Source organism: Pseudomonas sp. NFACC16-2, from assembly GCF_900119205.1.
GTDB lineage: Bacteria > Pseudomonadota > Gammaproteobacteria > Pseudomonadales > Pseudomonadaceae > Aquipseudomonas > Aquipseudomonas fluorescens_Q.
This window is the reverse complement of record NZ_FPIX01000010.1, coordinates 149306-169771: the sequence shown is the minus strand read 5'-3', so window position 1 is coordinate 169771 and position 20466 is coordinate 149306. Positions and strand designations below refer to the sequence as shown.

Below are 20466 nucleotides of genomic sequence, written 5' to 3'. Positions count from 1 at the left end.
GGACAGTCGGGTGTGATCTCTGTTGGAGCGTAAAGCAGAAACTCCGCGCAGCGGGGGTCGAGACCATCAGGAGGTAGGAGCCGGAAGCTCCGAGGGCCGGTCTGGGCGCTTAGATACCACAGGCGACACATCAACGGAACCAAGCTCGCTGAAGCTGTTTATCAGTAGGCAGGAACCGCCGTATACGGAACCGTACGTACGGTGGTGTGAGAGGACGGCGGCCGTGAGGCCGCCTCCTACTCGATCCTGTCTGGTACAAACATATCAATTGGTTAGTTTTTCAAAGAGCGAGGAAGACCTGTCGTGAATCGTGCAATGGCTTCAGAAGGTGCCGCGGGCGTCGCCACGGCTGTCGCTGAAAGTGTTCAGTACCAGGGCCGCAAGGCCAGCCGACAGGGCAGTGAGCAGCGTCGCCAGGAGATACTCGACGCGGCCATGCGCATTGTGGTGCGCGATGGCGTGCGAGCCGTGCGTCACCGCGCCGTGGCCGCCGAAGCCGGCGTGCCGCTGTCGGCCACCACCTATTATTTCAAGGACATCGACGACCTGCTCACCGATACCTTCGCCCAGTATGTGGAGCGCAGCGCGGCGTTCATGGCCAAGCTGTGGGCCAGTAACGAAGGCTTGCTGCGGGAAATGGTCGCTTACGGTGACGGCAGCGCCCAATCGCGCTCGCAACTGGCGGACGACATAGCCCGGATGACCGCCGACTACGTGCAACGCCAATTGGACAGTCGCCGTGAGTACCTGATGGCTGAACAGGCCTTCCGCCAGGAAGCGCTGCTCAACCCGCGCCTGGCGGTGCTGGTGCGTTCCCACCAGCAGATTTTGCTGCACGGCACCTGTCAGTTTTTCCAGGTATTGGGCTCCCGTGAGCCGCAACAGGATGCCAAAGTGTTGACGGCGATTATCGGTCGGATGGAATATCAGGGCTTGCTCAATGGCGCCGAGCCGGTAGCCGATGAAGATATGCTCGGCATCCTGACCCGCTACATGCACCTGGTACTGGCGTCGGTGTGAATTACACAGTTCCCTGTGGTGAGGGGATTTATCCCCGCTGGGGCGCGTAGCGGCCCCAAAACCAGCCAACTGGGTACATCTGGCTAACTGAGCTGACTGCAAGGGGCTGCTCCGCAGCCCAACGGGGATAAATCCCCTCGCCACAGATGCCATAGGGAGTTCAAATGAAAGCCTGGCGTGCCGTTGTCCTGGCCGTGTCGTTGCTGTTGCTCAGTGGCTGCCTGGTGTCCTTCAAGGCACCGTTGCCGCAAAGCGAAGCCGCGCCAGAGGGCCTGCTCGGTCACTGGACCAGCACCAATGCCTGGGGCGAACCGTTGAACCTGGAGCTGACGAAGGTCGGCAGGCACCGCTACCAGGCCATCAGCTACTTCAGGGCCAGGCCCCATGAGCGTGAAGCCATCCCGTTGACTGTTTCCCGTCATGGCAGCCGCTGGTACGTGTCGGCCAAGGTGCCGGCCCGGTTTGGCGGCCACTATTTGATCGCCGGTTTCGAGTTGACCGACAAGCAAGAGCTGGTGGTCTACAACCTGGACGTGGATCAGATCAACCAGGCCATCGGCCAGAAACGCCTCAGCGGCCAGCCGAACCAGAGCGAGGAAGGTGACGGGGTGCTGGTGGACAGCGACATGAACAAGGTTTTCAGTTACCTCGACGACCCGGCCAATTCCGATGTGTTCTCGGAGGCCGTGCGCTACCAGCGGCTGGTCAAACCCCAATAACAGCAACAAGCGGACGTTTTTTCACAGGAGTTCCGGGTGGACGATTACCAGCAGACGATACGCACCTTGTCCGATCGCATTGTGCTGGCGCAAACGCCGATTCGCATCCTCGACGCGGTGAAGTGGGACGAGAACATCCGCAAGGGCTTTCTCAAGGCCAAGGGCAAGGAAATGCCTGCGGTGGATCGCGACTATTACCTCAACCGCCCACTGTCCTTCGATTCGAGCAAGGTGAAGCTGGAGTTCCAGAACATCGAGCGTGACATCACCCGCCAGCTTGGGCAGTTCAACCCGGTTGGCCAGATCATGCGCCGCATGTGCAAGGAATACCGCATGGTGGTGCGCATGCTCGAGGCGCGTGGCACCGAGGATTTCGGGCTGATCTCCCAGGAGCTCTATGGCGCCGCCTCCGATGCCTTCCACGCCGGCGACCCGACCCTGGCCGACCTGGGCCTGATGCTCTCCGATTACCTGAACAACATCGATGGCCGTGGCGACCTCAAGGACGAGCCGAAAGTCCTCAGCGCCAAGGAAGCCGTCAGCCTGCTGCAACACCGCCTCAACCGGGTGTTTGGCGAAGCCGAGGAAACCATCCGGGTATTCGAGTCCGATGGTATCGTGGCCGACGCAGCGGCGGGCGCGGACTACATCAAGATCCGCACCGATGCGATGTTCAACGAGCGCGACGTGCGTGCGTTGGAAGTTCACGAAGGGCTGGTGCACGTCGGCACGACGCTCAATGGCCTCAACCAGCCAATCTGCACCTTCCTGTCCAAGGGCCCACCCTCGTCCACGGTGACCCAGGAAGGCCTGGCGATCCTGATGGAAATCATCACCTTCGCCTCCTACCCGAGCCGCCTGCGTAAACTGACCAACCGTACCCGGGCCATTCATATGGTGGAGGAGGGCGCCGATTTCCTGCAGATCTTCGAGTTCTTCCGCGAGCAGGGTTTTGAAATGGCCGAAAGCTACGGCAACGCCAGTCGGGTGTTCCGTGGCTCGGTGCCGACGGGGCTGCCATTTACCAAAGACTTGTCCTACCTCAAGGGCTTCATCATGGTTTACAACTACATTCAGTTGGCCGTGCGCAAAGGCAAACTGGAGCAGGTGCCGCTGCTGTTCTGCGGCAAGACCACCCTCGAGGACATGCGGACGTTGCGGCAACTGGTGGACGAAGGCCTGGTCGTACCGCCCAAGTACCTGCCCGAGCAGTTCCGCGACATGAATGCCCTGTCGGCCTGGATGTGTTTCTCCAACTTCCTGAACCACCTGAGCCTGGACCGGATCGAGGCGGATTATTCCAATATCCTTTGAGCATCACACTGTCCAATTGTGGGAGCGGGCTCGCTCCCACAGGGGACCGTGTTCCAATTCTGTTTTTTTGCGAGGCTTCACCGGATGCGAACCCTCGGCATCATTTGCCTATTGTTGGCCCTGAGCGGTTGCAGTTCCCTGCTGTTCTACCCCGAGCACGGCCTGCCGTTCACCCCGGAGCGGGCCAGGCTCGAGTACCGCGACGTCACCCTGACCACCGCCGACGGTCTCAAGCTTCACGGCTGGTGGCTGCCCGTCAAACCGGGTGTGGAGGTCAAGGGCACGGTCCTGCATTTGCACGGCAACGGTGGCAACCTGGCCTGGCACCTGGGCGGGAGCTGGTGGTTGCCGGAGCAGGGCTACCAGGTGTTGATGGTCGACTACCGGGGTTATGGCCTGTCCGAAGGCGAGCCGAGCCTGCCGGCGATTTACCAGGATATTGACGCCGCGTTCCAGTGGCTCGACCAGGCGCCCGAGGTGCAGGGCAAGCCCCTGGTGCTGCTCGGCCAGAGCCTGGGCGGTGCGCTGGCGGTGCATTACCTGGTCGAACACCCGCAGCGCCAGCGACAGCTCAAGGCGCTGGTGCTCGATGGCGTGCCCGCCAGCTATCGCGACGTCGGCCGTTTTGCCCTGAGTACGTCCTGGCTGACCTGGCCGTTCCAGGTACCGTTGTCCTGGCTGGTACCGGACGGTGACAGCGCGATCAGTTCCGTGGCGCAATTGAATGGCGTGCCGAAATTGATCTACCACAGCCTGGACGATCCCATCGTTCCCCTTTCCAATGGCATCCGCCTGTATCAAGCTGCGCCGCCGCCGCGGGTCCTGCAATTGACACGCGGCGGCCATGTGCAGACGTTCGCCGACCCGACCTGGCGCACTGTGATGCTGCGCTACCTCGCCGATCCCCAGCACTTCGACGGCCTGCGCCGCCTGGGCGAGATCCCGAATTACCCGAAATCACCTGTTGAATCACCAGAGAACCCGCAATGAGCGAAGAACGTAACGCCATCCCCCTGATCATCACCGGTATCTGCAGCATCCTCGGCACCGTTGCGACGCTGTGGTATTACGGCTACCTGCACTTCGCCAAGCCTGAGGATGCGTTGCTGCTCAACCAATTCACCATGCTCAAGACCGTACCGGGCGAGGACTACAAGGTTTCCCTGGAACCGGCCCCCCAGGTTGCCCAGTGCATCGATGGTGTGCTGGTGTTGTTCGACACCGAGCAGAAAGGCCTGACCGGCGTGCTGATCAACGAGAAGAAACGCGCGGTGCGCTGCATGGGGCAGGAGACGCCGCAGAAACTGCAGCCGTAATCCAATCCCCACAGTGAATGGGTACCACCAAACCTATTCGGCCATGAAAAAGCCCCGCCTGATTGATGTCAGGCGGGGCTTTTTGTTGGCCGTCAGTCGATCAGTTGGCGCTCATGGTCGAGCGCGGGGCCACTGGCTGGTTGTCGTTGGAGATGGTCACTTCCACGCGACGGTTCATGGCACGGCCCGAGACGCTATTGTTGTCAGCCACGGGAAATTCCTTGCCATAGCCTTGGGTCTCGATACGGCCCATGTCCACGCCCATTTTCACCAGAGCCATACGCACCGAATTGGCGCGGCGCTCGGACAGCGACTGGTTGTAGGAATCCGAACCGGTGCTGTCGGTATAGCCTTCGATGATCACCTTGCGGTCCGGGTTTTCCTGGAGGAATTGCGCCAGTTTGCTCACATTCGTCATGCCGCTGGCGCGCAGGTCGGACTTGTTGGTGGCGAATAGCACGTCGCCGAAGGTCACCAGCGTCCCGCGTTCGGTCTGCTTGGCGTTGAGGCTGTCCTGCAGTTGCTTGATCTGCGCGTTACGCGCATCGAGCAAGGCACGCGCACGTTCGTCACCGGCGTTTTTCAGCTCGGCTTCGGCGTTGCGCAGGGCGATGGTCTGCTTGGCCACTTCGACGCGCTGGTTGGTCAGGTAGGCCAACTGGTCGACCTTGGCTTCGTCTTCCTTGTCCATATAGGCCTTGTCAGCCTTGGCCAGGAAGTCGGCGGCGTCCTTGGTTTCCAATGCGGCCACTTTGGTCGCCGCTGGATCAGCCTGCAGGCCGTTGTAGTTGGTGCGGGCCTGTTCCAGGTTCGCGTTCGGGTCGTGGGAGCAAGCGGCCAGGGCTACGCAGGCAGCGAGCAGGGCGGGCATCATCAAGTGTTTGTGCATCATAGTCTGTCGTCCTTTTATCAATGAGAAATACGTCGTGGCGTGAACGGCTTACTGAACCTTGTTCATGCCTTCCTGACGCAGTTCCTGAACCCCTTTCTGAGAATCCTTGAGTGCTTGTTCGGCCTTGGCGGCCTGAGCCTTGCGCTCGGCGACGCGGGCGTCCCACTCGGCCTGTTCGGCCAGACGCTTGGCTTCGTCGTATTTCTTGTCATGCATGGCGATTTCCGCCTGCTTGAGTTTGTCCTGGGCCGATTTCATTTCCACAGCAGCGAATTCGGTACCGCCGGCGCTGACGGCGCTGTTGACCGCCGATTGGGTCACCGCGTACTGCTCCGAAGGGGGATTACCGGCGCAACCGGCGAGAATGAAGCTGCTACCGATCGCCAGGGCAGCCAACTTCAAGCCGCGCAGGCCAGTGGATGAGGGTTTGGCAGTGCAGGTATTCATAGGCTTCAACTCCATTGGAAAACTCCTGAAAAAACGACAAATCCATGCTGGGACCGAAGCCGTGACGTCTGGTTTGGCGCTGGCGCCAAGGCGCGTTTATTTAAACAACCGTTCCAGTATGGTTACTCGGTGTGACCCGAGGCGTTTTTCAAAAGTTCAGCGAAGATGGCCATTCGCCAAAAGAATTACTGACTGATCGGTCAGCGGCAAAAAAGCTGAACTTTCAAGGCGCGCAGCGGTATTCCGGCGCCGGTGGAAAAGCCCCCGCGCCGGAAAGTCGCAACCAGGAATGAAAGCGGTCAGTGTTTGGATTTGTCGTTCTGCGAGGAAAGGTCGTGCAGATGCCGCCGGGACAAGGCGAGGAATCGTGGGGTCGGACCTACGTCTTCGTACAGCGGGTCGCCTTCTTCATCGGTGGCGACGACTTGCGAGCCCTTGATGTAGGGGAAGCTGGCTTCCAGCTCTTCCAGTGCCGCTCCGATCAGCTCGCCGAGCAGCTCCTCGGGCTGGCGCTTGGGGTACATGTCGCAGATTGCTGCCAGCCGGGCGGCGGCTTCCACGTCCAGGTGAATCGTGTAGCCAGTCTCGGTCAGACGGCCCTTGGCGTTTTCTTCCCAATGCTGGGCAAGCTCACGAATTTTCATGATGACCTCAATAAGCCTGCTCGTGGCAGGCGCGGTGAGTGACAAGCCGTTGTGTGGCTTAATCATGAGACTAGCTTTGTCCTGCAAGGTTTAAAGTCCCTTCGTCGCTTGTCAGAAACGGTGGGCATCGGCACTCTCTAATCCAAGAGCCGTCCGGACTTTTTGCTGGAGAAATGCTGATGACCGATATCGATGCACGTTTGCGCGAAGACGTTCACCTGCTGGGTGAGTTATTGGGCAACACCATCCGCGAACAATACGGGGATGCGTTTCTCGACAAGATCGAGCAGATCCGCAAGGGCGCCAAGGCTGACCGACGCGGTTCCGTGGACGCCGAACTCAGCGCCAGCCTCAACCAGTTGAGCGAGGACGAACTGTTGCCGGTGGCGCGGGCATTCAACCAGTTTCTCAACCTGGCCAATATCGCCGAGCAATACCAACTTATCCACCGCCGCGAAGAATCGCAGCCGGAACCCTTCGAGGCGCGGGTGTTGCCCGAGCTGCTCGCCCGGTTGCGGGCCGAAGGCCATGGCGCCGAGGCCCTGGCCCGGCAATTGGGGCGGCTGGAGATCGAATTGGTCCTCACGGCCCACCCCACGGAAGTGGCTCGCCGTACGCTGATCCAGAAATATGACGCCATCGCCGCGCAACTGGCGGCCCAGGATCACCGCGACCTGACCAGCGCCGAGCGCGCGCAGATTCACGAACGCCTGCAACGCTTGATCGCCGAAGCCTGGCACACCGAAGAAATCCGCCGCACCCGGCCGACCCCGGTGGACGAGGCCAAGTGGGGGTTCGCGGTGATCGAGCACTCGTTGTGGCAGGCCATTCCCAATTACCTGCGCAAGGCCGACCAGGCCCTGCATGCCGCGACCGGCTTGCGCCTGCCGCTGGAGGCCGCGCCAATCCGTTTTGCCTCGTGGATGGGCGGCGACCGTGACGGCAACCCGAATGTCACCGCTGCCGTGACCCGCGAGGTGCTGTTGCTGGCGCGGTGGATGGCGGCGGACTTGTACCTGCGTGATGTCGATCAACTGGCGGCCGAGTTGTCCATGCAACACGCCAGCGAGGCCTTGCGTGCCCAGGCCGGCGACAGCGCCGAACCTTATCGCGCCGTGCTCAAGCAATTGCGTGAACGCCTGCGCGCCACTCGCAACTGGGCCCACGCCTCCTTGAGTGCCGCCACGCCGCCAAGCGCCGACGTGTTACAGCACAACCGCGAGCTGCTGGACCCCCTGGAGCTGTGCTACCACTCGTTGCACGAATGTGGCATGGGTGTGATTGCCGACGGGCCGTTGCTCGATTGCCTGCGCCGGGCGGTGACCTTCGGCCTGTTCCTGGTACGCCTCGATGTGCGCCAGGACTCGACGCGCCATACCGCCGCCATGACGGAAATAACCGACTACCTGGGCCTGGGGCGCTATGAGAATTGGAACGAGGAGCAGCGCATCAGCTTCTTGCTGGCGGAACTGAGCAACCGGCGTCCGCTGCTGCCGGCCCATTTCAAGCCATCGGCCGATACGGCGGAAGTTTTGGCGACGTGCCGAGAAGTGGCCGCGGCGCCAGCGGCGTCCCTGGGTTCCTACGTGATCTCCATGGCCGGTGCGGCTTCCGATGTCCTCGCGGTGCAGCTGTTATTGAAGGACGCCGGCGTGTTGCGGCCAATGCGCGTGGTGCCGCTGTTCGAGACCCTGGCCGACCTGGACAATGCCGGGCCGGTGATCGAGCGCTTGTTGCTGCTGCCCGGTTATCGCTCGCGGCTGCAAGGCCCTCAGGAAGTGATGATCGGCTATTCCGACTCGGCCAAGGATGCCGGGACCACGGCGGCGGCCTGGGCACAGTATCGGGCCCAGGAGCGGCTGGTGGACATCTGCCGCGAGCAGCAAGTCGAATTGCTGTTGTTCCATGGTCGCGGTGGCACCGTGGGCCGTGGTGGTGGTCCGGCGCACGCGGCGATCCTGTCCCAGCCACCGGGTTCGGTGGCCGGGCGTTTCCGCACCACCGAGCAGGGCGAAATGATTCGTTTCAAATTCGGCCTGCCGGACATCGCCGAACAGAACCTCAACCTTTATCTCGCCGCCGTGCTCGAAGCGACGCTGCTGCCACCGCCGCCGCCCACGCCGCAGTGGCGGGACTTGATGGACGAACTGGCGGCCGACGGCGTCAGTGCCTACCGCGCGGTGGTGCGGGAGAACCCGCAATTCGTCGAGTACTTCCGCCAGTCCACCCCCGAGCAGGAACTCGGGCGCTTGCCCCTGGGCAGCCGTCCGGCCAAGCGTCGGGCCGGGGGCATCGAAAGCCTGCGGGCGATCCCGTGGATCTTCGGCTGGACCCAGACCCGCCTGATGCTGCCGGCCTGGCTCGGCTGGGAAACCGCGCTGAGCAAGGCCTTGGAGCGCGGCGAGGGTGAGTTGCTGGGGCAGATGCGCGAGCAATGGCCGTTCTTCCGCACCCGCATCGATATGCTGGAGATGGTGCTGGCCAAGGCCGACGCCGATATCGCGCGCTCTTACGACGAGCGTTTGGTGGAACCTGCGCTGCTGCCTTTGGGTGCGCATTTACGCGACCTATTGTCGCAGGCCTGCTCGGTGGTCCTTGGGTTGACCGGTCAGTCGCAGCTACTGGCACATAGCCCTGCCACGCTGGAATTCATTCGCCTGCGCAACACTTATCTCGATCCATTGCACCTGTTGCAGGCCGAACTGTTGGCGCGCTCGCGGCAGCAGGATGTGGCCCAGGGCAGCCCCGTGGAACAGGCATTGCTGGTGTCTGTGGCGGGGATTGCCGCCGGTTTGCGCAATACCGGCTAAGATCAGGCAGCGCACCGAAACGGCTCGCCCGGCGTTCCCGGGCGTTGTCCGGCGGGGGAGGGAACGGGTTGGCCAGGCGACAGTTTGTTGCCCGGTTGCGACTCTCGCCACCTCCTCCGAAGGTCGTATCGGGTGCGGGTTCCTCCGACTTTCGGCGGCTTGTGTGGGTCGGGCCTGCTGTGTATCTTGATCAGCCTTTGGCCGTTTGGGCGGTCACGATCCTGTTTTTCGAAGATTGGCCCCACGAGGCGAATCCGAGCGTTTTACATAAAAAAATTGAGGAGCACATCGATGCGCGTCATTCTGCTGGGAGCTCCCGGGGCCGGTAAAGGTACTCAGGCAAAGTTCATCACCGAAAAATTCGGTATCCCGCAAATTTCCACTGGCGACATGCTGCGTGCCGCAGTCAAGGCGGGCACCGAGCTGGGCGTCAAGGCCAAGAGCATCATGGATGCCGGCGGCCTGGTGTCGGATGACCTGATCATCGCCCTGGTCAAGGATCGTATCGCTCAAGCCGATTGCGCCAACGGCTTCCTGTTCGACGGCTTCCCGCGCACCATTCCCCAGGCCGAAGCCCTGGTGACTGCCGGTGTTGAGCTCGATCATGTGGTCGAAATCGCGGTCGACGATGAAGAGATCGTCCAGCGCATTGCCGGTCGTCGCGTCCACGAGCCATCCGGCCGTGTCTACCACACCGTCTACAATCCGCCGAAAGTCGCGGGCAAGGACGACGTTACCGGTGAAGAGCTGGTGCAGCGCAAGGACGACACCGAAGAAACCGTGCGTCATCGCCTGTCGGTCTACCACTCCCAGACCAAGCCGTTGGTGGCGTTCTACCAGAACCTGTCGGCTGCCCAGGGCAAGCCGAAGTACAGCCACATCCCGGGCGTTGGCTCGGTCGATGCGATCACCGGCAAGGTGCTCGAAGCGCTGAGCTGAAAAGTCTGATCAGTTGCATCAACTACGGCCCGCTTGCGGGCCGTAGTTGTTTATACTGGCGCACTTTTTTCCACCTGATTTACGGACACATCGATGAGCACCTTGCTGGCCCTGGACACCGCGACTGAAGCTTGCTCCGTTGCCTTGCTGCACGACGGCAAGGTCACGAGCCATTACGAGGTGATCCCGCGCCTGCATGCGCAGAAGCTATTGCCGATGATCCAGAAACTGCTGAGCGATGCCGGGACGACCTTGCAAGCAGTGGATGCGATTGCCTTCGGTCGCGGGCCGGGGGCTTTTACCGGCGTGCGTATCGCCATCGGCGTGGTGCAAGGGTTGGCGTTTGCCCTGGAGCGGCCGGTGTTGCCGGTGTCGAACCTGGCGGTGCTGGCCCAGCGCGCCTTGCGTGAGCAGGGCGCCTGCCAAGTCGCGGCGGCCATCGATGCGCGCATGGACGAGGTGTACTGGGGCTGCTATCGCGAAACCGACGGCGAGATGCGTCTGGTCGGTGCTGAGGCGGTATTGCCACCCGAAGCGGCGGCGTTGCCAAGCGGGGTCGGCGGTGACTGGTTCGGTGCCGGTACGGGTTGGGGCTACGGCGAGCGCATCGCCGTCAGCCTGACCGGCCAGGACGCCACCCTGCTGCCTCACGCCGAAGACCTGCTGGCCCTGGCGCGCTTCGCCTGGGAACGCGGCGAAGCCATTCCCGCCGATGATGCGCAGCCGGTGTACCTGCGGGACAAGGTGGCAACGCCCAAGTCCGAGCGGTAACTCGACAGCAACGGGTATTCAAGCGAACACCGTTGTGGCGAGGGGATTTATCCCCGCTGGGGCGCGAAGCGCCCCCGACGGTGTTAGGCCATCCACTTATTTGGCGAGTGCTGCGCACTCGAACGGGGATAAATCCCCTCGCCACAAAAGCATTCCCTGACACTGTGGATTGTCATGCACACCCGGCCCCCATCCAAAGTCATTCCCCCTGCCAAAAGTCACACCCAATATTGCCAGTCGTCACTTTTTCAGCCCGTTTTTAAACCTTTTGGACTTTATGTGTTCTAGTTATCACTTGCGCATTTGCGCGGCTGCGAAAGTGCCGCTAAATTGCCATCATTGATACCGAGCATTCTGTTATGCGTATAGACGGCTTTTCATCCCAGTCCTATCCCATCAAGCGTCGGCCTCGTGCGGGTAAAGCCACTGAGCCGGAAAACTTCGATGACATCGACGGTGACCTGGAATTTCCGTCCGAGGAACAATTGGCCGCCCGCGCCGCCAAAGCTTCCGCGCAACGCCTGAGCAATCTTCCCGCCCGCCAGCAAGACATGATTTATCACCGTGCGATGAGCCGCAGCGTCGCCACGGCCCTGGCGAGCTACCTGAGTACCGCCGGTTTCGTCGATTGGGATATGGAAGTGCTGGGTCTCGATCTCTACATCTGATGGTCTTGCCTTACTACCTGGGCTGTCCATCCTGGAGCGAAAACGCCTGGCGCGATTATCTTTATCCCCAGGACGCCAAAACCTCCGACTTCCTGAATCTCTATTCCCAAGTATTCAATGCCGTGGAAGGCAATACGACTTTCTACGCCAGCCCCTCTGCGGTCATCGTCCAGCGTTGGGCCGAAACCATGCCCGGGCATTTTCGCTTCACCGCCAAACTGCCCGGTGACATCAGCCACAACGGCGACTTGCGTGAGCGGCTGACAGCCACCGAAACCTTCGTGCAATTGCTCAGCCCCCTGGGTGAGCGGGTTTCGCCGTTCTGGCTGCAATTATCCAAGGCCTTTACCCCCAATCGATTGCCCGAGCTGGCGGGGTTCATCGACGCTTTCGAGCGACCGTTGGCCGTGGAAGTGCGCCACGATGAGTTCTTTGCCAAGGGCGATGCCGAACGGCGACTCAACCGCTTGTTGCTCGACCGCGGTGTCGAACGTATCTGCCTCGATCCCCGGGCGCTGTTCAGTTGCACCTCCACCGACCCTGGCGTGCTCCATGCCCAATCGAAAAAACCGCGGGTGCCACCGCGACCGACGGCCTTCACCCAATGCCCGCAGGTGCGCTTCATCGGCCATCCGGTGCTGGAGGCCAATGAACCGTTCCTGACGCCGTGGGTAGAGAAAATCGCCGGATGGATCGAAGACGGGCGCACGCCTTATATCTTCCTGCACACCGCCGACAACCTGCTGGCGGCGAAACTCGCGCAACGCTTCCACACTCGCCTGATGCGTCGTTTGCCTGGCTTGCCGGCCCTGCCTGAGCTATATAGAGAGCCCGCCGCCGAGCAACTGGGTTTGCTCTGAGGCCAACACTCTCTGTCCAGGAGCGAACTACATGGATGCGCAAACTCGTCGAGCTCAGGCGTTCAAGGCCTTGCACGAACGTGAAGGGGCTTTTGTCATTCCCAACCCGTGGGATGCCGGTTCGGCCAAGATGTTGGCCAGCCTCGGCTTTGAAGCCCTGGCGACCACCAGTGCCGGGCACGCTTTTTCCTTGGGCCGGCCCGATGGCGCGCTGGGCCTGGAGGACACGCTGGCCAATGTGCGGGCGATTGTGGCGGCCACCGACCTGCCCGTAGCCGTGGACCTGGAAAATGGTTTTGCCGATGCCCCCGACGATTGCGCGCGTAACCTGCTCCGTGCGGCAGAGGCCGGTGCGGTGGGTGGTTCGATCGAGGATGCCACGGGGCGCGAAGACAGCCCGATCTATTGCTTCGAGCATGCGGTGGCACGGGTCAAGGCCGCCGCCGACGCAGTGCGCAGCTTGCCATACCCCTTCCTGCTGACCGCCCGGGCGGAGAACTTCCTGCACGGCAATCCGGACCTGGACGACACCATTCGCCGCTTGAAGGCCTTCGCAGACGCGGGGGCCGACGTGTTGTACGCCCCGGGGCTGAGCAGCGCCGAGCAAGTGCTTGCAGTGGTGCGGGCCGTGGCGCCGAAACCGGTGAACGTGCTGATGTCCGGGGCGCTGGACCTGACGGTGACACAATTGAGTGAACTGGGGGTCAAGCGCATCAGCGTCGGATCGGCCCTGGCTCTGGCTGCCTATGGCGAGTTCTTCCGCGCCGCCGAAGAAATCCAGCAGCAGGGCACATTCACTTTCACGTGCCGCTCGATGCCATTCAAGCAGGCCAACCAATTATTCAAGGGTTGATGCCCGAGGCAACGTCGTGCGGTTTTTGAAAGTTCTTGCTGGCGTGGCACTGCTCGTTGGCGTCGCAGTGCTGGGGGTATGGCGCGGTTGGGTGTCGCTGCCGCCCCAATGGAATCCCTGGGCGCCGCTGGACGTCAACCTTGCGCCGAACCTGCTGAGCCGTTTCAAACTCATGGCCCTGCGCAACGACCCGCAGCTCTGCGACCAGGCCCTCGCCACCTCGGGGCTGCGCACCGCTCGCCAGGCTGACAGCGGTGCCCATACAGATTGCCCGCTGACCAACGTGCTGAGGGTGCAGGGCGGTGAGGTGGCGCTGAGCAGCAGTTTCCTTGCCAGTTGCCCGTTGGCGGTGGCGTTCGCGCTATTCGAGCGCCATGGGTTGCAGCCGGCGGCGGTCGCGACCTATGGCCAGAGAGTGGCACGGGTTGATCATCTCGGCAGTTTTGCCTGCCGCAACATGTACGGTCGGGAAAGCGGGGCGCGCAGCCAGCACGCCACCGCCAGTGCGCTGGACATCGCCGGGTTTCGCCTGGCCGATGGCCGCACGATCAGCGTGCTCAGGGACTGGCCGAAGGACAACGCCGACGCGCGGTTCCTGCGCCAGGTTCGCGAGGGTGCCTGCGATATGTTCAGTGTGGTCTTGAGTCCGGATTACAACGCGGCGCACCGCAACCATTTTCATCTGGATGTCGGGCCCTGGTGGATCTGTCGCTAGTGTCCTGGGTGGATCAGGCGGCGATACGCAGATTCTGCAGCACGATCGGACGTGCCCAGCGGATGTCGAAGTCCAGTTGTTTCTGTTGTGCCACCAATTCCTCTTCCGGGAAGGGCGGGAACGGCTTGTCCAGCAAGTCGAGTTCGAACTCGGCAATCGGCAGGTGCAATGGACGCGGCTGCGGCGCCGGGCCAGGTTCAGGCAGCGGTTGGCCGGCGGTGAGAACGAGTGGGCGAACCCAGTTGCTTTCGAAGGTCTGCTGTTTTTGCTGGGCGGCGATTTCTTCCGCTGGGAAAGGTGGGAACGGCTTGTCCAGCAGATCGAGTTCGAATTCGGCGATGGGCAGGAACAGCGGCTCAGGCGGTTTGACCGGGGTTTCGATCACTTCGCAGGTGCGCTGGCTGATGATGTGTTCCAGCAGTTCGGCGCCGAGGGTCGGTTCAACCGCTTCATCGAGAGGCACTGGCTGGTAGCTGCCAGGTGCTGGTGCGTTATCGCCCAGTTGATCGGCCAGGGCTCGGGCAAAAAAATCCTGCCACAGGTGACTGACGCCGCTCAGCGCTTGGGTGTTACGCAGGCTGTAATCACCGTAAGGGGAGATAACGCCTATCGATGTGGATTGAATGTCTGACATTTTTCTCGGTCGACGCTCAGCTCTGGCAAAATGCCGTTCACCGTTGTTATCGGCCGTTTTTGCCGATCCTTAATTTTTTGAGCATGTTTCCATGAGTGAGCAACCCGCGGCCTGCCGCATCCATGTCGAGGCCCTGGCCCCGGCCTTTCAGTCGCAGGCCGAGCACTGGGCCGAGCGGCTTGGCCTGCCTTTGCAGGTGGGCGATGGCGAGTTTGCCTTGCAGGTCGGCGAGCAGGGGTTGCAGTTGCAGCAACTGGGCCCGGATGCGCCGGGGCCGGTGCGGGTGGACTTCGTCGAGGGCGGTGCGGCCCACCGTCGGTTGTACGGTGGCGGCAGTGGCCAGATGATCGCCAAGGCGGTCGGCATTGCCCAAGGTGTGCGTCCGCGGGTGCTGGATGCCACCGCCGGGTTGGGCAAGGATGCGTTTGTGCTGGCCAGCCTGGGCTGCGAGATGAGCCTGATCGAGCGTCAACCGCTGATTGGGGCGCTGTTGGAGGATGGCCTGGCCCGTGGGGCGGAGGATTTCGACGTGGCGCCGATCGTGGCGCGCATGCGTTTGCTCAAGGGCAACTCCATCGAGGTGATGCGCGACTGGGAAGGCGAGCCGCCCCAGGTGATCTACCTGGACCCGATGTTTCCCCATCGGGAGAAAACCGCCCTGGTGAAGAAGGAAATGCGCTTGTTCCGCCCCCTGGTGGGCGATGACCCGGACGCCCCGGCGCTGCTGGCTGCGGCCCTGGCCCTGGCGACTCACCGGGTGGTGGTCAAGCGCCCACGCAAGGCCCCATGTATCGAAGGGCCGAAACCAAGTCATGGGCTCGATGGCAAATCCAGTCGCTACGACATCTACCCCAAGAAAGCGCTCAAGTCCTGAGACCGTGTCGCCTGTATCTCGAGCCAGCTCGCTCCCACATTGGATCCAAGGCTACCGGGGCGAGCTAAGGCCGATAAGCCCGCACAAACAACCCCACCACTTCCTGTACATGGGCCTCGGCGGCTTCGCCTTCCAACTGAGGCCCGCAGCCGTATAACAGACGGAAGTTCGCCGCGCCCTTGATCAGGCAGAAGAAGTGCTCGGCGGCATTGCGCGGTTTGTCGATGCTCAGCGCGCCGCTCTGGTTGACCTTGCTCAGCAGCCGCTCCATGCCCGAGAGCATCCGCTGAGGACCGGCTTCGTAGAAGATCGTCGAGAGCTTCGGATCCTGACTGCCCAGGGCCATGATCAGCCGATGCAGGTTCACCGATTCGTCGCTGTTGATCAGTTGGTTAAAGCCACGGGCTATGTTCAACAACACGTGCTCGATCGGCACGCCGTCAGGCCATTCATAAAACAGCGGCGGCACCTGCTCTTCGCACTTGGCCACGACGGCAGCGGTAAACAGCGTTTCCTTGTCGTTGAAGTGGCTGTAGACCGTCAGTTTAGACACGCCCGCCTCAGCGGCGACGGCGTCCATGCTGGTACTGGCATAACCCAGGCTCAGAAACAGTTTTTTTGCCGCGTCGAGAATGGCTTGGCGCTTGGCCAGGTCCTTCGGACGGCCAGGGCCGTTGGGAGGTGAAAGATTGTTCGACATTCTTCGCTTTTAATACTGGACTGGTGAGTTTGCTATTAATAACATACTCGTCAGTATAATTATTCCAAGCACCATTAGCGAAAGGTTGCTCGCCATGTTCCGCTATGCCTTGTCCTTCGCCCTGCCAATCAGCCTGGCTTTTTTGTTGTCTGCGTGTGGTCATGACGAACCGGTGTCCGTAGCCGTGCGCCCCGCCATTGTGGTGAAACCGCAGCCTTCGTCCCAGGCGATGGACAGTTACCCCGGCGAAGTGCGCGCCCGTTTCGAGCCCGATCTGGCTTTTCGCATTGGTGGCAAAGTGAGCCGACGCCTGGTCGAAGAGGGCCAGCGGGTCAAGGCCAATCAACCATTGGCCGAGCTCGACCCCGAGGATGTGCGCCTGCAGCTGGAGGCCACCCGCGCCCAGGTCGCCGCCGCCGAGGCCAACCTGAACCTGGTGCGTGCCGAGCGTGACCGCTACAAGACCTTGATGGAGCGGCAAATGGTCAGCCGCTCCCAGTACGACAACGCGGAGAACCTCTATCGCTCCGGCGCTGCGCGGCTCAAGCAGATCAAGGCCGAGTTCGATGTCGCCAATAACCAGGCCAGTTATTCGGTATTGCGTGCCCCCCAGGATGGCGTGGTCGCCCGACGTTCGGTGGAGGTCGGGCAGGTGGTATCGGCGGGTCAAACGGTGTTCACCCTTGCCACCGATGGCGAGCGGGAAGTGCTGATCGACCTGCCGGAACAGAGTTTCGGCCGGTTCAAGATCGGCCAGCCGGTTTCGGTCGAATTGTGGAGCCAGCCTGACCAGCGTTTCAGCGGGCGCATTCGCGAACTCTCGCCGGCCGCCGACCCCAAGTCTCGCACCTTCGCCGCCCGTGTCGCGTTCACCGCCGGCAGCGTTCCGGCTGAATTGGGCCAGAGCGCCCGGGTGTTTATCCAGGCGGCTGACAAGGTCTCGCTGTCGGTGCCGTTGTCGGCCCTGACGGCCGAGAACGGTGCGACGTATGTCTGGGTGGTCAACGCCAACAACACCGTGAAAAAGGCCCCGGTGCGCGTCGGCGCCTTCGGCGAAAAGACTGTTCCGGTGCTGGAAGGCCTCAGCCCCGATGATTGGGTGGTGGCGGCCGGCGTGCATGTGCTCCTCGACGGCCAGCAGGTGCGGCCGGTGGATCGCTCCAACCGCGTGGTCAATCTGACGGCCAAGGAGTAATCCCCGATGGGTTTCAATCTTTCCGAATGGGCGCTGCGCAACCGCCAGATCGTACTGTTCCTGATGTTGTTGCTGGCCGTCGTTGGCGCGCTTTCCTACACCAAGCTCGGTCAGAGCGAAGACCCGCCGTTCACCTTCAAGGCCATGGTCATCCGCACCAACTGGCCGGGCGCCACGGCCGAGGAAGTCTCGCGACAGGTCACTGAGCGCATCGAAAAGAAACTGATGGAAACCGGCGATTACGAAAGGATCGTCTCGTTCTCCCGTCCGGGCGAGTCCCAGGTGACCTTCGTGGCCCGTGACTCCCTGCATTCGGTGCAGATCCCCGAGCTGTGGTACCAGATCCGCAAGAAGGTCAGTGACATCCGCCACACCTTGCCGCCGGGTATCCAAGGGCCATTTTTCAACGATGAGTTCGGCACCACCTTCGGCAACATCTATGCGCTGACCGGTGACGGCTTCGACTACGCCGTGCTCAAGGACTACGCCGACCGCATCCAGATCCAGCTGCAACGGGTCAAGGACGTGGGCAAGGTCGAACTGCTCGGTTTGCAGGACGAGAAGATCTGGATCGAGCTGTCGAACGTGAAACTGGCGACCCTCGGCCTGCCCTTGGCGGCTGTCCAGCAGGCCTTGGAAGAGCAGAACGCCGTATCGACCGCTGGCTTCTTCGAAACCGGCAGCGAGCGCCTGCAGCTACGGGTTTCCGGGAATTTCCAGACCGTGGAAGAGATCCGCAACTTCCCGATCCGGGTCGCCGATCGTACGTTGCGTATCAGCGATCTGGCGGATGTGCGCCGGGGGTTCAATGACCCACCGGCGCCACGCATGCGTTTCATGGGTGAAGATGCCATCGGCCTGGCGGTGGCCATGAAGGACGGTGGTGACATCCTGGTGCTGGGCAAGGCCCTCGAGGTCGATTTTGCCCGGATCCAGAACACGCTCCCGGCCGGCATGCAATTGCGCAAGGTGTCGGACCAGCCGGCGGCGGTGAAGACCGGGGTCGGTGAGTTCGTCCAGGTGTTGGTGGAAGCGCTGACGATTGTGTTGCTGGTGAGCTTCTTCTCCCTTGGGCTGCGCACTGGGATGGTGGTGGCCCTGGCGATCCCGCTGGTGCTGGCAATGACGTTTGCCGCGATGTTCTACCTGGGCATCGGCCTGCACAAGATTTCCCTCGGCGCGCTGGTATTGGCGCTGGGGCTGCTGGTGGACGACGCGATCATCGCGGTGGAGATGATGGCGATCAAGATGGAGCAGGGCTTCGACCGGATCAAGGCCGCCAGTTTTGCCTGGACCAGCACGGCATTCCCGATGCTCACCGGTACGTTGATCACCGCGGCCGGCTTCCTGCCAATCGCCACCGCGCAATCGGGCACCGGCGAATACACCCGTTCGATTTTCCAGGTCGTGACCCTGGCATTGCTGGCATCCTGGGTGGCTGCCGTGGTGTTTGTGCCGTACCTGGGGGAAAAGCTCCTGCCGGACCTGGCGAAAATTCACGCGGCCAAACATGGCACGGCTGACGGCCAGACCGACCCGTACGGCACGCCGTTCTATCAGCGTGTCCGGCGGATGGTGGAGTGGTGCGTACGTCGCCGCAAAACCGTCATCATCCTGACCGTGCTGTTGTTCGTCGGCTCGGTGGTGTTGTTCCGTTTCGTGCCGCAGCAGTTCTTCCCGGCATCGGGGCGGCTGGAGCTGATGGTCGACCTGAAGCTGCAGGAAGGCGCCTCCCTGAGCAACACCGCCGAGCAGGTCAAGCGCCTTGAAGCGCTGCTCAAGGACCACGCGGGCATCGACAATTACGTGGCCTACGTCGGCACCGGTTCACCGCGCTTCTACCTGCCGCTGGACCAACAACTGCCGGCGTCCAGCTTTGCCCAGTTCGTGGTGCTGGCCAAGACCATCGAAGACCGCGAGCCTTTGCGCAGTTGGTTGATCGCGACCCTGAACGAACAGTTCCCGACCCTGCGCTCGCGGGTCACTCGCTTGGAAAACGGCCCGCCGGTCGGCTACCCGGTGCAGTTCCGCGTCACGGGCGAGCACATCGAAAAGGTTCGCGCCCTGGCGCGCAAAGTGGCGGAAAAAGTTCGCGAAAACCCTTACGTGACCAATGTGCACCTGGACTGGGAAGAACCGAGCAAGGTGGTGTACCTGAACGTCGATCAGGACCGTGCCCGAGCCCTCGGGGTGAGCACGGCCACCCTGGCAAGCTTCCTGCGCAGCTCCCTTACCGGCTCCAGCGTCAGCCAGTACCGGGAAGATAACGAACTGATCGAGATCCTGCTGCGTGGCACGGTGCATGAGCGTACCGAGCTGTCTTTGCTGCCGAGCCTGGCGGTGCCGACCGACAACGGCAAGAGCGTTGCCCTGTCGCAGATCGCGACCTTGGAATACGGTTTCGAAGAAGGCGTGATCTGGCACCGCAACCGCTTGCCGAGCGTGACCGTACGGGCCGATATCTACGGCAAGGAACAACCGGCGACCCTGGTGCAGCAGATCTTCCCGACCCTGGAGCCGATTCGTGCGCAACTGCCGGACGGTTACCTGCTGGAGGTGGGCGGTACGGTAGAGGATTCGGCCCGCGGCCAGAAATCGGTGAACGCCGGGGTACCGTTGTTCATCGTGGTGGTGCTGACCTTGCTGATGCTGCAACTGCGCAGTTTTTCGCGCACGGCCATGGTGTTTCTGACCGCGCCACTGGGGTTGATCGGTGTCACGCTGTTCCTGTTGATGTTCCGCCAGCCGTTTGGTTTTGTCGCCATGCTCGGCACGATCGCGCTGTCGGGGATGATCATGCGCAACTCGGTGATCCTGGTGGACCAGATCGAACAGGACATCAAGGCGGGGCTGTCGCCCTGGCAGGCGATCATCGAAGCGACAGTGCGCCGCTTCCGCCCGATTGTGCTCACGGCACTGGCGGCGGTGCTGGCGATGATCCCGCTGTCGCGCAGCCTGTTCTTCGGCCCGATGGCCGTGGCGATCATGGGCGGGTTGATCGTGGCGACCGCGTTGACGTTGCTGTTTTTGCCCGCGCTGTATGCGGCTTGGTTCAGGGTCAAGAAAACCTGATCAACAGCTGCACACCGAACCTG

The 20466-nt window shown here is 62.0% G+C and carries 20 protein-coding genes; 15 read left to right on the top strand and 5 right to left on the bottom strand.

Translation table 11 applies throughout. The features are described from left to right. Positions 1-303 precede the first annotated feature (303 nt). The 5 genes from BT116_RS11690 (at position 304) to BT116_RS11670 (ending at position 4369) form a co-directional block, all read left to right on the top strand. Complete coding sequence (locus BT116_RS11690) at positions 304-1020, top strand: TetR/AcrR family transcriptional regulator (RefSeq protein ID WP_072343521.1); 717 nt, start codon at positions 304-306, stop codon at positions 1018-1020. Between the two features lie 164 nt (positions 1021-1184). Further along, positions 1185-1739: a hypothetical protein gene (locus BT116_RS11685; protein ID WP_072343518.1), complete on the top strand. Its 555-nt coding sequence runs from the start codon at positions 1185-1187 to the stop codon at positions 1737-1739. Positions 1740-1775: 36 nt separating this feature from the next. Beyond that, a complete protein-coding gene (locus BT116_RS11680; protein ID WP_063322801.1) occupies positions 1776-3053 on the top strand; it encodes a flavohemoglobin expression-modulating QEGLA motif protein in 1278 nt (425 codons plus the stop codon). 84 nt (positions 3054-3137) lie between these two features. After that, positions 3138-4043, top strand: a complete 906-nt coding sequence (locus BT116_RS11675; protein ID WP_072343515.1) for an alpha/beta hydrolase — start codon at positions 3138-3140, stop codon at positions 4041-4043. Beyond that, entirely contained in the window at positions 4040-4369 is a 330-nt protein-coding gene (locus BT116_RS11670) for a PA3694 family proteiin (protein ID WP_003198160.1), read from the top strand. The genes BT116_RS11675 and BT116_RS11670 overlap by 4 nt, the downstream gene beginning before the upstream one ends. Before the next feature lie 100 nt (positions 4370-4469). Here BT116_RS11670 and BT116_RS11665 read toward each other — a convergent pair whose 3' ends face one another. The 3 genes from BT116_RS11665 to BT116_RS11655 form a co-directional block, all read right to left on the bottom strand. Continuing rightward, complete coding sequence (locus tag BT116_RS11665) at positions 4470-5258, bottom strand: lipotoxin F family OmpA-related lipoprotein LptF (RefSeq protein ID WP_072343536.1); 789 nt, start codon at positions 5256-5258, stop codon at positions 4470-4472. A 51-nt stretch (positions 5259-5309) separates the two neighbouring features. Beyond that, positions 5310-5723: a DUF4398 domain-containing protein gene (locus BT116_RS11660; protein WP_003198164.1), complete on the bottom strand. Its 414-nt coding sequence runs from the start codon at positions 5721-5723 to the stop codon at positions 5310-5312. A 284-nt stretch (positions 5724-6007) separates the two neighbouring features. Continuing rightward, a complete protein-coding gene (locus BT116_RS11655) occupies positions 6008-6352 on the bottom strand; it encodes a pilin assembly protein (protein ID WP_072343512.1) in 345 nt (114 codons plus the stop codon). A 179-nt stretch (positions 6353-6531) separates the two neighbouring features. Between BT116_RS11655 and ppc the strand changes: the two genes are divergently transcribed. The 7 genes from ppc to BT116_RS11620 all read left to right on the top strand — a co-directional run bounded on the left by ppc (position 6532) and on the right by BT116_RS11620 (position 13968). Then, positions 6532-9162, top strand: a complete 2631-nt coding sequence (gene ppc, locus BT116_RS11650) for a phosphoenolpyruvate carboxylase (RefSeq protein WP_072343533.1) — start codon at positions 6532-6534, stop codon at positions 9160-9162. 291 nt (positions 9163-9453) lie between these two features. Beyond that, positions 9454-10101 (top strand): adenylate kinase, encoded by a 648-nt coding sequence (gene adk / locus BT116_RS11645; protein WP_072343510.1) that lies wholly within the window; start codon positions 9454-9456, stop codon positions 10099-10101. Positions 10102-10194: 93 nt separating this feature from the next. Further along, entirely contained in the window at positions 10195-10872 is a 678-nt protein-coding gene (gene tsaB / locus BT116_RS11640; RefSeq protein ID WP_072343508.1) for a tRNA (adenosine(37)-N6)-threonylcarbamoyltransferase complex dimerization subunit type 1 TsaB, read from the top strand. Between the two features lie 359 nt (positions 10873-11231). Next, positions 11232-11540: a hypothetical protein gene (locus BT116_RS11635; protein ID WP_072343505.1), complete on the top strand. Its 309-nt coding sequence runs from the start codon at positions 11232-11234 to the stop codon at positions 11538-11540. Next, on the top strand, positions 11540-12400 hold the full coding sequence (locus tag BT116_RS11630) for a DUF72 domain-containing protein (protein WP_072343502.1): 861 nt from the start codon (positions 11540-11542) through the stop codon (positions 12398-12400). The genes BT116_RS11635 and BT116_RS11630 overlap by 1 nt, the downstream gene beginning before the upstream one ends. Positions 12401-12431: 31 nt before the next feature. Continuing rightward, positions 12432-13253, top strand: coding sequence for an isocitrate lyase/PEP mutase family protein (locus BT116_RS11625; protein WP_072343499.1), 822 nt, complete (start codon positions 12432-12434; stop codon positions 13251-13253). 16 nt (positions 13254-13269) lie between these two features. Beyond that, positions 13270-13968: an extensin-like domain-containing protein gene (locus tag BT116_RS11620; protein WP_072343496.1), complete on the top strand. Its 699-nt coding sequence runs from the start codon at positions 13270-13272 to the stop codon at positions 13966-13968. A 13-nt stretch (positions 13969-13981) separates the two neighbouring features. Here BT116_RS11620 and BT116_RS11615 read toward each other — a convergent pair whose 3' ends face one another. Continuing rightward, complete coding sequence (locus tag BT116_RS11615) at positions 13982-14602, bottom strand: energy transducer TonB (protein WP_072343493.1); 621 nt, start codon at positions 14600-14602, stop codon at positions 13982-13984. A gap of 91 nt (positions 14603-14693) precedes the next feature. Between BT116_RS11615 and BT116_RS11610 the strand changes: the two genes are divergently transcribed. Further along, positions 14694-15476: a class I SAM-dependent methyltransferase gene (locus BT116_RS11610; protein ID WP_072343490.1), complete on the top strand. Its 783-nt coding sequence runs from the start codon at positions 14694-14696 to the stop codon at positions 15474-15476. 64 nt (positions 15477-15540) lie between these two features. On the opposite strand, the gene BT116_RS11605 is transcribed toward BT116_RS11610, so the two are convergent. Next, positions 15541-16176 (bottom strand): TetR/AcrR family transcriptional regulator, encoded by a 636-nt coding sequence (locus BT116_RS11605; RefSeq protein WP_072343487.1) that lies wholly within the window; start codon positions 16174-16176, stop codon positions 15541-15543. 94 nt (positions 16177-16270) lie between these two features. Between BT116_RS11605 and BT116_RS11600 the strand changes: the two genes are divergently transcribed. Next, a complete protein-coding gene (locus tag BT116_RS11600) occupies positions 16271-17371 on the top strand; it encodes an efflux RND transporter periplasmic adaptor subunit (RefSeq protein WP_072343484.1) in 1101 nt (366 codons plus the stop codon). A 6-nt stretch (positions 17372-17377) separates the two neighbouring features. Further along, on the top strand, positions 17378-20443 hold the full coding sequence (locus BT116_RS11595) for an efflux RND transporter permease subunit (RefSeq protein WP_072343481.1): 3066 nt from the start codon (positions 17378-17380) through the stop codon (positions 20441-20443). The last annotated feature ends 23 nt before the right edge of the window (positions 20444-20466 follow it).